This window comes from Clostridium sp. MCC353, from assembly GCF_018785315.1.
Taxonomy (GTDB): domain Bacteria; phylum Bacillota; class Clostridia; order Lachnospirales; family Lachnospiraceae; genus CHH4-2.
On sequence record NZ_WQPN01000130.1, the window covers coordinates 641 to 13,075 of the forward strand.

The 12,435-nt window shown below is 49.9% G+C and carries 9 protein-coding genes; 7 read left to right on the forward strand and 2 right to left on the reverse strand.

Going from position 1 to position 12,435, the window contains the following annotated elements; genetic code table 11:
- Window positions 1-111: 111 nt before the first annotated feature.
- A complete protein-coding gene (locus GPL15_RS21390; RefSeq protein WP_215700707.1) occupies window positions 112-1,143 on the reverse strand; it encodes a LacI family DNA-binding transcriptional regulator in 1,032 nt (343 codons plus the stop codon).
- A 410-nt stretch (window positions 1,144-1,553) separates the two neighbouring features.
- Here GPL15_RS21390 and GPL15_RS21395 point away from each other — a divergent pair, with 410 nt between their 5' ends.
- Both GPL15_RS21395 and GPL15_RS21400 read left to right on the forward strand, forming a co-directional pair.
- Complete coding sequence (locus GPL15_RS21395; RefSeq protein ID WP_252198551.1) at window positions 1,554-3,878, forward strand: formate C-acetyltransferase/glycerol dehydratase family glycyl radical enzyme; 2,325 nt, start codon at window positions 1,554-1,556, stop codon at window positions 3,876-3,878.
- A gap of 16 nt (window positions 3,879-3,894) precedes the next feature.
- Window positions 3,895-4,815: a glycyl-radical enzyme activating protein gene (locus tag GPL15_RS21400; protein WP_215700708.1), complete on the forward strand. Its 921-nt coding sequence runs from the start codon at window positions 3,895-3,897 to the stop codon at window positions 4,813-4,815.
- Window positions 4,816-4,842: 27 nt separating this feature from the next.
- On the opposite strand, the gene GPL15_RS21405 is transcribed toward GPL15_RS21400, so the two are convergent.
- A complete protein-coding gene (locus tag GPL15_RS21405) occupies window positions 4,843-5,868 on the reverse strand; it encodes a LacI family DNA-binding transcriptional regulator (RefSeq protein ID WP_215700709.1) in 1,026 nt (341 codons plus the stop codon).
- Between the two features lie 526 nt (window positions 5,869-6,394).
- Here GPL15_RS21405 and GPL15_RS21410 point away from each other — a divergent pair.
- The 5 genes from GPL15_RS21410 to GPL15_RS21430 are packed head-to-tail and all read left to right on the forward strand — an operon-like array spanning window position 6,395 to window position 12,423.
- On the forward strand, window positions 6,395-7,318 hold the full coding sequence (locus tag GPL15_RS21410) for a glycyl-radical enzyme activating protein (RefSeq protein WP_215700710.1): 924 nt from the start codon (window positions 6,395-6,397) through the stop codon (window positions 7,316-7,318).
- A 3-nt stretch (window positions 7,319-7,321) separates the two neighbouring features.
- Window positions 7,322-9,733, forward strand: coding sequence for a glycyl radical protein (locus GPL15_RS21415; protein WP_215700711.1), 2,412 nt, complete (start codon window positions 7,322-7,324; stop codon window positions 9,731-9,733).
- A gap of 33 nt (window positions 9,734-9,766) precedes the next feature.
- Window positions 9,767-10,441, forward strand: a complete 675-nt coding sequence (locus GPL15_RS21420; protein WP_215700712.1) for a transaldolase family protein — start codon at window positions 9,767-9,769, stop codon at window positions 10,439-10,441.
- Window positions 10,442-10,465: 24 nt separating this feature from the next.
- A complete protein-coding gene (locus GPL15_RS21425; RefSeq protein WP_215700713.1) occupies window positions 10,466-11,566 on the forward strand; it encodes an ABC transporter substrate-binding protein in 1,101 nt (366 codons plus the stop codon).
- 14 nt (window positions 11,567-11,580) lie between these two features.
- Window positions 11,581-12,423, forward strand: a complete 843-nt coding sequence (locus tag GPL15_RS21430; protein ID WP_215700714.1) for an ABC transporter permease — start codon at window positions 11,581-11,583, stop codon at window positions 12,421-12,423.
- The last annotated feature ends 12 nt before the right edge of the window (window positions 12,424-12,435 follow it).

A 12,435-nucleotide genomic window follows, 5' to 3' on the forward strand; every position in this document is an offset into this window, starting at 1 on the left:
AGGTTTTCATCCCCGAAGGATTCCGCTCCCCAGGGCCGCCTCCAAACATCCAATCCCGCCTCCGCCCCCTCCTCCCGCTTTCCTGCGTATCTTTCACAATTAAACTCCAATTCAAAAAATCTTCCTAACAGAAGACCCAATATGAAAGAAGCAGGGGACTTGAATTTTTTTTGCCGGAACCTCACCAGCGTTCTTGGAATCACTGAGCCGCTCCAGCATTATACGTACAATGGCCTGGGCGCTGGATTCATAATCCTGGATCATGCAGGTGGCGGAACAGGGAAATAGATTTTTGTAATCTTCCATGCCGAACCCTGTAAAGGAGAGATCCTCCGGGAGGCGGATGCCGTATTGATTAGCCGCCATGACGAAATACTTCATTTGGGCAGGATTGGAGAGAAAGACTGCGGTTGGCCGGTCGGGCATTGTGAAAAGTGAGAAAAATTTCTGACAGTATTCTTCATAGGAACTGCATGGTTCCATGCAGAGAGAGGGATCCAAATCCAGCCCGGCTTCTTTGACGGCATCTTCACAGGCCTCAAACCTCCTGGCCGAAACGATGGAGGGGTATCCCTTTACAACAGCGATGCGCTTGTGACCCTGATCCAGAAGGTAGCGGATGCAGAGACGGGCGTTGCCGTAGTTGTCTTCCAGGACGTAATCCACATCCAGTCCAGGCTGGAAACGGTCGAACAGAACAAGAGGGAGGCCCTGGTCTTTTAACTGCTTCAAGGCATCGTCATTCTGTCCGTTGGTGGAGACGATGAGCCCGTCGATCCGGTGTTTCTGCAGGCTGTACAGCATGGATTGTTCTTTTAACGGGTGGTCCCCCGTACTTCCGATTATCAGGTGATATCCATGATCGAAGAAAAGCCGTTCCATCTCTTTGCAGATTCCTGAAAAATAGGGATTTGCAATATCAGGGACCACTACCCCCAGAAGATTGCTGCAGCCCCGGCGGATATTTTGGGCGCTGGCGTTGGGGATATAGTTTAATTCCCGGACTGCATCCAGGATCCGCTGCTCCACATCCGGGTTCACCCGTTTCGTCCCGTTGAGACAACGGGAAACAGTGGTGATGGAAACGTTTGCCCGGTCAGCCACTTCCCGTATTGTTATTCTGCTGTTTCTTTTTTCTTCCATCGATTATCCTCTTTTCTTCGTATCCTCATTCCTACCAATAGATTAATCAGAAATATGGGAAATGTCAATTGTATTTGCTCATTATATGCGCAAAAAAAGCTGATTAAATGGTCCGGCCTTTTAACAGATTATGTTAATGGTAACAGTTCAGACAGGTCTGAACTGTTACGCATCCAGCCCATTAAAGCCGCCTGCGGCGAGGGGCTGGATGCCTGCAGCCGCAATGTTTTCGTACGGTCCGCGCAGTAAATGCGCAGACCTGTCTGAACTGTTGCTGTTAATGGTTCATTTCAACGGTTCAGCCCGATTGAATGTTGACAGGCAAATTGCTTGGGGGTATAATGATTTCATCCAATAACGGGAAAACGTTTTCCTACATAACTATACCAACTATGGAGAAAGGAGCAACAATGAAAAGTATTCGGGTGGAAACATTAAAAAAGCAGACGGTTAACCAGCCCCGCTGCCTGAGCTGTGAACAGGCGCTGATTATCACAGAGGCGAATAAAGCCAATCAGGGAAAGCCGGAACCGGTCGTCCGTGCATGGGAGCTGAGGGAGGCGCTGCGGAAGATTTCAATTGAAATCCTGCCGGGAGAACTGATCGTGGGCAACCGGTGTGTGGGGGTGAGAAGCGGGATTGTCTATCCCAGGTGCGGCCTTTTATGGATTGAGGAGGAACTTGATACACTGCCTTTCAGAGAGCAGGATGCATTTCTGGTGGATGAAGCAGACGCCAAAGCATACAGAGAACAGATTCTTCCCTATTGGCGGGGCCATACGCTGGAAGAGAGGATCGCGGATCAGGTGGGGGAGATCAATGAACAGATTCAGACTGTGGTAAAAGTGAACCAGCAGGGCAGGGCCCAGGGCCATATCATCCCGGATATAGAGGGATGGATTAAAAAAGGGCCGGCAAAACTTGCGCTGGAGGCGGCAGCCCGGGAAAAAGAGGCAGAAGAGGAATCTGCCCGGATTTTTTATGAGAGCGTCCGCATCGTGATGGAGGGTGCGGTGGAGTTTTTGCTCCGCTATTCTCTGCTGGCGCAAAGGCTGTATGAAGAGACGGGACAAGATGATTATAAAACGGTTTCTGAGATATGCAGGAACCTGGCGGAGCGGCCGGCGGCAGGGTTTCATGAGGCTTTGCAGTCGGAATGGTTTCTGCTGTGCCTGCTGCATATGGAATCCAATGCCATGTCATTTTCTCTGGGGCGCATGGATCAGTATCTGCTTCCCTATTACCGCAGGGATGTGGGAGAGGGAACGCTGGCCCGGGAGAAGGCGCTGGAACTGCTGAAGTGCTTTTATCTGAAATGCAATCAGATTGTATGTATGTGCAATCATCTGGAGGCCCAGTATTTTGCCGGTTTTCCCATCGGGTTTAACATGGCCATAGGCGGAAGAGACATGAATGGCAATCATCTGGAAAATGAGCTGACTTTCTTAATGCTGGACGCTCAGGAAGACCTGCATCTGCCTCAGCCCAACCTGTCGGCCAGGCTCTGTCTGGAATCCAGCGACAGGTATCTGGACGCATGTGCCAGGGTGCTGGGACAGGGCGGAGGCATGCCTCAGTTTATGAATGACGAGAGCATTATCCCCAGTTTAGAGGGCTGCGGCATGTCGCCTGAAGACGCGGCCGGATACGGAGTGGTAGGCTGCGTTGAACTCAGCGGCTGCGGAGATACCCTGGCTTGGAGCAATGCCGCTATGTTCAACCTGCTTAAAGTCCTGGAACTCACTTTAAACCATGGCCGCTGTCTGCTGACGGGCAGGAAACTGGGGCTGGATCTAGGCGGGCTGGAACTGTACGGAACTTACGAAGCATTTGAACAGGCGCTGGAAAAACAGATGTATTACTTTATTGACCGTATGCTGACCGTCCATTTGGCTGTGGACCGGGCTCATCAGGCCATTTTGCCCACCCCTCTGTTATCCGGCGTCATAAAAGGCTGTATGGAATCCGGCAGGGATGTGACGGCCGGCGGGGCAAGATATAACCATTCCGGCATCCAGCTGGTTCAGGTCGCCAATCTGGTGGACAGCCTGGCCGCGCTCAAGTACCTTGTCTATGAGGGGAATCTGGACCGCAGCATGTTTATGGAGCAGCTTCGCGCCAATTGGCCGGATGAAGCGTTCCGAAGCTGGGTGGCGAACCACTGTCCACATTATGGCAATGACGAGGAACATGCAGACTGTCTGGCGGAAAAATGGGTGCGGAAATTCAAAGACTATCTGGACAAGAGGACCAATGCCAGAAATGGGAATTATACGGTGGGACTTTATACAGTCTCTTCCCATGTACCAATGGGGGCCAATGTAGGCGCGTCCTGCGACGGAAGAAGGGCAGGGGAACCCCTGGCCGACGGAGGTGTTTCACCGAGGGCCGGCTGTGATGAAAAAGGGCCCACGGCTGTGCTGAAATCCGTTTCCGCAATTCCAAGCCGCCTTTGCGCCAATGGTACTCTGCTGAATATGAAATTCTCGCAGAGCATGTTCCAGCGCCCCGGCAACCTGGAACGGTTTAAGGAGCTTTTGAGAGCATTTGTCAGGCTGGGGATTCATCATGTACAGTTCAACGTGGTGGACCGCCAGGAGCTTCTGGACGCGCAGGAGAACCCGAAGGAGCACAGAAACCTGATCATCCGGGTGGCCGGGTACAGCGCGTATTTCGTGGAGCTGGACCGTGATCTGCAAAATGAGATCATTTCCAGGACCGAATGTGTCATATAAAAGGCGGGGGAGATAAATGAAAAATGAACAAGAGGCCTCCACGGGGGTTTTGATAGAAATCCAGAGATTCTGCCTGCACGATGGTCCGGGCATAAGGACCACCGTGTTTTTTAAGGGGTGTCCGCTGCGCTGCCGGTGGTGTGCAAATCCGGAAAGCCAGCAGCACGTCCCCCAGATTCAGTTCATTTCCTCAAACTGCATTGGGTGTGGGAACTGCATATCCGTCTGTCCGGTGCAGGCTGTGAAAGGAGAGAGGGGCAAAGCAGTGAACTTCTGTCCGGAAAAATGTATTACGTGCCAAAGATGCGTGCCGGAATGCGCGGGAAGAGCGTTAAAAGTGTCCGGGAAACGATGGAGCCTGGAAGAGTTGGTACAGGAAGTTATGAAAGACCAGGTATTTTTCCGGGAAGGCGGAGGAGTCACATTTTCAGGAGGGGAGGTGCTGTCACAGGCCGTTTTCGCGGAAAAACTGGCGGGAGCACTTCATGAAAAAGGAATCCATATTACCTGTGAAACCTGTGGGTTTTCAGGGCATGAAGAGTTTCAGAAGCTTTTGGACTGGTGTGACCTGCTGTATCTGGACATCAAGCATTGGGAGGAAGAGAAGCATGTGGAGGGAACAGGGAAAAGCCGGAAGATTATCTTAGAGCATTTGAAGATGGCGGCGGAATCGGGTATTCCCATGGCTGTCCGTATCCCTGTGATTCCGGATTATAACGATTCCGATGAAGACGGCCATGGATTTGGCGTTATGCTCAGGGAATACGGCGTTCGGCAGGTGCATCTGCTGCCGTTTCATCAATTTGGTGCGGCTAAATACAGGCAGCTGGGGCGCGCCTATGAATACGATGACTATAAGGCGGTAACGGAAGAGGAGCTGGAGCCCTTTGCCCGGGTGCTGAAAAGCTATATTCCGAATGTCAGAATCGGAGGATAAACATACAATAAAAAACTGAGCGTTCCGTCAAATGGAAGGCTCAGTTTTTTTGCAGACAGCAACGCTGTTTCCCTTACGGAAGGTCAGTTTCAGCTCTACATTCTTAATCTTGCCGTTGGGCTTTTCCAGACGGTCCAGGATCATCTTGGCCAGTTTGGTGGCATAGACTTCTTCCTTCTGAAGCAGCCCGGTGAGAGGAATTTCGCTGATATCGAATTCGTTCTGTGTGCCATATCCTGCAAAGGAGATGCTGGAACGAAAACCGCGGAGATAAAGCTGGTTTCTCTCCATCAGGAACCAGTCCAATTTCTTAGGAGAAGTGATGATCACCGCAGTGATCTGGTCTTGAAGCAGCAGTTCATGATATTCCTTTCTGCAGGTCACTTCGTCCTGTCCATAGAGGATATGGTAAGAGGAGGGCGGAATCCGGTGTTCTTTCATCGCCTCTAAAAAACCTTCATAACGGTGTTTGGCGGCGCTGGAATTGGGAACGCCGATGGCGTAAGCGATCTGCTTGTGTCCATGTTCCACAATATAGCTGGCTAACTGGTAAGAGGACGCATAATCATTGGCATAGAGCTGGTCTGCGAAGATGCCTTCCTGATTGCGGTCGAAGATGATCACCGGGGTAGTTTTGCTTATGCTCTTTAAAAGTTCCTGGTTCTGCCCGGTGGGGGCGATTATGATGGCGTCCACCCTTTTCTGCAGAAGACGGTACAGGTATTCCCGTTCTTTATCCCCATTTTCATTGGAATTACAGAGAAGCACAAAGATCTTTTTTTCAAAAAGGATTTCTTCTGCGATCTTAAAAATCTTGGCGAAGAAGCTGTTGGAAATGTCGGAAAAAATGATCCCGATAATCCGTTCATTCCTGGAGCGCAGGGCCCTGGCGTTGTCATTGGGAATATAATTAAAATGCTCGATTGCAGCCTGGATTCTGCCAGCGGTTTCTTCATTGAGCTGGCGGGTTTTATTGATATATCTGGAGACCGTGGCAATGGACACATCCGCGTATTTAGCGATGTCTTTAATGGTTACTTTTTCTTTTTTCATGTTATTTGTTTTGCGTCACCTGACTGCCGCCTTTCATAATAGTAGACACATTCTTTTGCATTTTCTGGGAAAATGCATCATTAAAGCAGATTGGTTAATTTTAACATAAAAACGGTCTGTTTTCAATCCCGGCTGAGGTAATATGGAGAATGCCTGGAAAAATATAGTAACAGGCCAGACCGCTTATTTTCCTGACCCAAAAGGCCGGTCAAGAAGCATCGGATGCCCATCCGATGTGAAAAATTGATGTAACAGTTCAGATAGGTCTGCGCATTTACTGGGCGGACCGTACGAAAATATTGCGGCTGCAGGCATCCAGCCCCTCGCCGCAGGCGGTTTTAATGGGCTGGATGCGTAACAGTTCAGACCTGTCTGAACTGTTACAAATTGATAAATAAATTTACAGTTTGAACAAAATTTTCCTTGTATTTCACATAAGTATGTGATAATATACAAATGGAAAACGTTTACCGTGAAAACGATTACCGATAAGGCAATCACAAAAAATATGAAGGGAGGAGGGAAAATGAACCGGTTTGTGCCGAACCCGGAGACAGGGTTAATCTTTAATATCCAGCGTTTCTGCCTCCATGACGGGCCGGGGATCAGGACGGCTGTATTCTTTAGCGGCTGCCCCTTAACGTGTCCGTGGTGCTGCAATCCCGAATCGGAAAAGCTGCGGCCAGTTCTGCTGCATGATGGAAAAACCTGCGCGCTCTGCGGCCTTTGTGCCCGTAACTGCCCGTCAATGGCCGTTTCCATATCCGGCGGATTCTGGAAAATGGATCCCGGCCGGTGCACTGCCTGCGGACGCTGCGCCGCCGCGTGCCCTCATGATGCACTGGAACTGAGCGGACGGGTTTATACGTTGGAAGAGGCGGCAAATGAAGTGTTAAAGGACCAGGCATTTTTTGAAAAATCAGGGGGCGGGGTGACATTGAGCGGCGGAGAAGTGCTGATGCAGGCTGAATTTGCGGCAAAGCTGGCAAAGCGCCTGAAAACATCCGGTGTCCATACGGCCTGTGAGACTACGGCGGCGTTATCAGGTGCTGCATTTGAACAATTGATGGCTGAGATGGATTATATAATGATTGATATCAAGCATTATGACGCAGAGAAATTATGGCAGACATGCCATGGAGACCTTAATATCATTTCCGGCAACATCAAAGCGGCAGTAAATTATGGTATTCCCCTCGCCGGGAGGATTCCTGTCATTCCAGGGTTTAACTCCTCCATGCAGGACATGGAAGGATTTGCCCTGTTTGGAAGGGAGTTGGGGATCAGGGAAATTCATCTGCTGCCCTTCCACCAGATGGGAGAAGAAAAATATGAACGCCTTCAGAAGCAGTACCTGATGAAGGATGAGCCGCCTCTCCATAAAGAGGATTTAATGAAATATGCCGGTTATTTGGAATCCAGAGGATTTCAGGTTGAGATTGGAGGATGAGAGATGAATATCAGAAAGCCTACAGAAAGGATTCAGAGATTACGAAGGAAGATAATCGATCTTCCGGCATCGATTTGCGCCGAACGGGGAGCCCTTGTGACAGAAGTTTATAAACAGTATGAATATCTGCCCACCATAAGGCTCCGCGGCAAATGCCTGGAACATGTCCTGGACAAGATGACCATCTATATCGGTGAAGACAGCCTGCTGGCGGGAAACCAGGCGAGCGCGGATAAGGCCGCTCCTGTTTTCCCGGAGTATGGAATTGACTGGGTGGTCGGGGAGCTGGACAGTTTTTCTAAACGGGATGGGGACCGGTTTGAGATCACAGAAGATGTAAAGAGCCAGATCCGGGAATTTGCCCCTTATTGGGAGAACAAAACCTTGAAACAAAAGGCTTTATCCATGATGCCTGATGTGGCAAAGCTCTATTATGATCTGGGAATTATCAAAGCGGAAGGCAGCATTACATCGGGCGACGGCCATGTGGCCATGGCTTATGACAAGATATTGAAGAACGGCCTTCTGTATTATCGTGATTATGCGGAAAAGATGTGTGAGGCGCTGGATACTTCCGATTATACGAAGATCAAAAGCTATCATTTTTATCAGGCGTTCATAGGCGTGGCGGATGCTGTGATCCGGTTTTCAAACCGGTATGCAGACTTGGCGGAAACCATGGCGCAGGATCAGGCGGCGGATGAAACCAGAAAAATGGAGCTGTTAAACCTGGCGAAGGTGTGCAGAAAGGTGCCCGCCCATCCGGCCGGAACCTTCTATGAGGCAGTTCAGTTTGTATGGATGATCCATCTCATTTTACAGATCGAATCCAACGGCCATTCCTATTCTTACGGACGTTTGGACCAGTATCTGAACCCATACTATGAAAGCTCTTTAAAAAATGGAGACATTACGGAAGAAGAGGCCCTGGAGCTGATCGAAAACCTGTGCATAAAAACATTGTCAGTGAATAAAGTCCGCAGTTGGGAGATGACTAAGACCGGGGCTGGAATGCCGCTGTACCAGAACATCACCATCGGGGGCCAGACGCCAGCGCAGCCTCATGAAGACGGGGTCAACCCTGTCACCATGCTGATTTTAGAAGGGGTGGGAGCTTTAAAGCTTCCGCAGCCAAATCTGACGGTGCGGTATCACGCCAAAGCGCCGGAAGCGTTTATGAAAGCCTGCATGGAAGTGGTGAAGCAGGGATTTGGAATGCCGGCCTTTAATAATGATGAAATCATCATACCATCCTTTATAGAAAAAGGGGTGGAAGAATTTGACGCTTACGATTATTCCGCAGTGGGCTGCGTGGAGGTGGCCGTACCGGGAAAATGGGGATACCGTTGTACGGGAATGAGTTTTATCAACTTTCCGAGAACCCTGCTGGCCGCGTTAAATGATGGAGTGGAGCCGGATTCAGGAATCCGTGTTTTTGAGGGAACGGGCCATTTAAGGGATATGAGTTCCTTTGAACAGGTTTTAGAAGCGTGGAAATGTGCGGTCCGGGAAGTGACACGGGTTTCGGTCATGATTGACAACTGCGCCGATATCTGTTTAGAGGAAGGGTATCCGGATGTGCTGTGCTCCGCGTTGACAGAGAACTGTCTGGAACGGGGAAAAGCGCTGAAAGAAGGCGGAGCCAAGTATGACTTCATCAGCGGGCTCCAGGTAGGGATTGCTAATTTAGCGGATTCCCTGGCTGCCCTGAAAGATGTGGTATTCACAAGAAAACTGGTTTCCCCGGGAGAATTGTGGGATGCCCTGAAGGAGGATTTTTCCAGCCCAAGAGGACAGGAGATCAGGCAGATTCTGGAACATTGTCGCCATAAATATGGAAATGACGACGATTATGTGGATCAATTGATTGCGGATGCCTATGAGGATTACATACAGGAGATTACCAAATACCACAACACCCGGTACGGCAGAGGTCCGGTTGGCGGAGGCTATTACGCAGGAACCTCTTCCATATCGGCCAATGTTCCCCATGGAGCGGCCACCATGGCCACGCCGGACGGACGAAAGGCGGGGGAACCTCTGTCGGAGGGCTGTTCTCCGGCACACAACCGGGACAGAAAAGGGCCTACGGCTGTTTTTAAATCCGTATCCAAGCTTCCGACAAAAGAGATCACAGGAGGCGTCCTGCTGAACCAGAAAATCAGCCCGTCCATCATGGAGGAGGAACGGAATGTGGAAAAGCTGATTCTGATGATCCGCACATTTTTCGACACTCTGAAAGGTTTTCATGTCCAGTTCAATATTGTTTCGAAAGAGACGCTGCTGGATGCACAGATACATCCTGAAAACCACAAAGATCTGATCGTGAGGGTGGCAGGCTACAGCGCATTTTTCAACGCATTGTCCCGGATGACCCAGGACGACATCATTGAGAGGACGGAACAGAAAATTTAAGCAGTTACTATGATAATGACAGGGAGAAACAAAATGAAAATTCTCATCGATACGGCGGATATAACCGTCATCAAACAACTTTATACACTCTATCATTTTGACGGGGTGACAACCAATCCTACCCTGCTTTCTAAAATTGAGGGCAGGCCGCTGGACATATTAAAAGAGATCAGGGAGGCAATCCCTGAAGAAGCCCAGCTTCATGCAGAGGTGATATCGGACAGATCAGACGTGATGGTGAAAGAGGCCTATCACATCCTCGATGTGGCAGGGGGCAACACCTATATTAAAATACCGGTATGCACCGAAGGCTACAGGGCGATCAGGATTCTGTCTGAAAATGGGGTGAAAGTCACGGCCACGGCGATTTTTAATCAGGCCCAGGCGGCGCTGGCTGCTCACGAAGGGGCGGTTTTTGCGGCGCCCTATATTCACCGGATCAACAATAAAGGCTATGACGGAGTCGGCACAGCGCTGGAAATACAGAAGCTTTTGACGGCCCAGCAGTGTAAAACAGGGCTTTTGGCGGCCGCATTTGAGAATGTGGCCCAGGTGGCCAAAGTGCTGGAGAGCGGCGCAAAAGCTTTGACCGTAACCCCGGATATCCTTATGGAAATGATCGAAAACAGCCTGACGGAAGGGGCTGTCAAGAACTTTTATTCAGATTTCAGCCAGCATTTTCAGCAGGAGAACATGTTGGAAAAATAAATTATAAACCAGGGAGGGTTTCATATGAAGTGCAGACAATTATTCGCAGCAGTATTGGGGACAGCAGTTATGGTATCTATGGCAGCAGGGTGTTCAGGAGGAAAGGGGAAATCCGGGGAGTTAAATCACCTGGCGGTTTCGGGAATCAGCAGCACTTCCCAGTATCTGCCGGTGTATGTGGCGGAGAAAAAAGGATGGTTTACAGAAGCGGGGCTGGAGATCGAAGATGTGATGTTTACCAGCGGTCCTGTTCAGATGGAATCCCTGTCCTCTGATTCCTGGGATATCGGTTTGACCGGAATTGGAGGAGTGCTTGCGGGGGCGATCCGCTATGACGCATTGATCGTCAGCGCCAGTTCTACGGATATCGGCCAGTATGTGTTCGCGAGAAAGGATTCCCCCATCGTGGCGGCGGGGAAAGGTCATAACACCCTCAGCCCGGACATCTATGGAGACGCAGAGTCCTGGAAAGGGGTTAAGGCGCTCTGCAGTACGGGAACGGTGCTCCAGTACACACTGGTTAAGACTTTAAAAGGATTTGATATGTCCAAAGATGATGTGAACTTTGTTGCCATGGACGGCCCCACAATTTACAGTTCCTTCCTGGCGGGTGAAGGGGACATCTGTGTGATGGGAAATGCGGCAGGCGCATTCACCCTTCTTGGGATGCCGGATGAATTTGTGCCGATTTCAGATGCCAGGCAGGCGAAAACCGGGCTGATCACCAATATTATGGCCAATAAGAACAGTTATAAGGACGAAAAGAAATATGAATCCATGAAAGAATTCCTGAAAATCTACTTTAAGGCAGCCCAGTGGATCGATGAAAATCCCGACGAAGCGGCCCAGTATATGCTGGATTTCTCAGAAGAGGGAGGAACCAAGACGGATCTGGAAACATGTAAAAACCTTCTGGCAGCCGATCAGTATTATACCGCCGAAGAAGCCTATCAGATGGCAACGGACCAGGCAGAGGGCCAGGATTGTTCCAGCATGGAAGCGGATCTTAGAGATACCCTTCAGTTCTTCATCGATACCGGAAGCTACCGGCAGGAAGACCAGGAAAGCTTTAAAAACCATGTGGACGCAAAGCTTATCACCGACGTATACCAGTCTATGAAATAATTTGAGGTGATCATATGAGTACGATGAATCCAAAATCCGCCGGGTCAGACTATCAGGCCTGGCAAAACAGACAAATGAATGAAATGATAAAGTATTATTTTTTATGCTTTTTGGGTATCTTCGCATTTTTTGCCCTGTGGCAGATGATCGTGGTGACAGGAACCGCTGATTCCAAACTGCTGCCCGCGCCGACCCAGGTATTTGAAACGGTCATTCAGAAATTTTCTGAGAAGGAACCGGACGGAAATACTATGTTTATCAATATTATGGCCAGTCTTCAGGTGGCGCTTTCCGGTTTTTTGCTGGCCATTGTCATTGGAATCCCGCTGGGACTTGTGATGGGGTGGTACCGGCTGGCGGAATCATTTTTCAGGCCCATATTTGAACTGGTGCGCCCGATCCCTCCGATTGCGTGGATTCCTCTTGTGGTGGTATGGTTTGGAATCGGTCTGAAAGCCAAGGCGTTAATCATCTTTTTCTCAGCATTTGTGCCCTGTGTCATCAATGCTTATACGGGGATCCAGCTTACCAGCCGGACGTATATCAATGTGGCAAAGACCTTTGGGGCATCGGAGACGGAGATTTTTTATAAGGTGGGCATCCCCTCCTCCCTGCCGATGGTATTTGCCGGAATCCGGGTGGCGCTGGGAAACTCCTGGTCAACCCTTGTTGCGGCGGAGATGCTGGCAGCAACGGCAGGGCTGGGATATATGATTCAGTTTGGAAGGACCATCGCCAGGCCGGAACTGGTAATTGCAGGCATGGTGGTGATCGGTGCGATTGGCGCAGTCCTGTCCGGCATTCTGTCTTTTACGGAGAAAAAATTCATCAAAGGCCAAAAGGGCGTAAGTGATTAACGGGGGAAGCAG

Bases quoted from the DNA above. Each gene is read 5' to 3' on its own strand.
- GPL15_RS21395 (WP_252198551.1), top strand. From the start codon at position 1,554: ATGAAAAGTATTCGGGTGGAAACATTAAAAAAGCAGACGGTTAACCAG.
- GPL15_RS21430 (WP_215700714.1), top strand. From the start codon at position 11,581: ATGAGTACGATGAATCCAAAATCCGCCGGGTCAGACTATCAGGCCTGG.
- GPL15_RS21400 (WP_215700708.1), top strand. From the start codon at position 3,895: ATGAAAAATGAACAAGAGGCCTCCACGGGGGTTTTGATAGAAATCCAG.
- GPL15_RS21405 (WP_215700709.1), bottom strand. From the start codon at position 5,868: ATGAAAAAAGAAAAAGTAACCATTAAAGACATCGCTAAATACGCGGAT.
- GPL15_RS21410 (WP_215700710.1), top strand. From the start codon at position 6,395: ATGAACCGGTTTGTGCCGAACCCGGAGACAGGGTTAATCTTTAATATC.
- GPL15_RS21415 (WP_215700711.1), top strand. From the start codon at position 7,322: ATGAATATCAGAAAGCCTACAGAAAGGATTCAGAGATTACGAAGGAAG.
- GPL15_RS21425 (WP_215700713.1), top strand. From the start codon at position 10,466: ATGAAGTGCAGACAATTATTCGCAGCAGTATTGGGGACAGCAGTTATG.
- GPL15_RS21390 (WP_215700707.1), bottom strand. From the start codon at position 1,143: ATGGAAGAAAAAAGAAACAGCAGAATAACAATACGGGAAGTGGCTGAC.
- GPL15_RS21420 (WP_215700712.1), top strand. From the start codon at position 9,767: ATGAAAATTCTCATCGATACGGCGGATATAACCGTCATCAAACAACTT.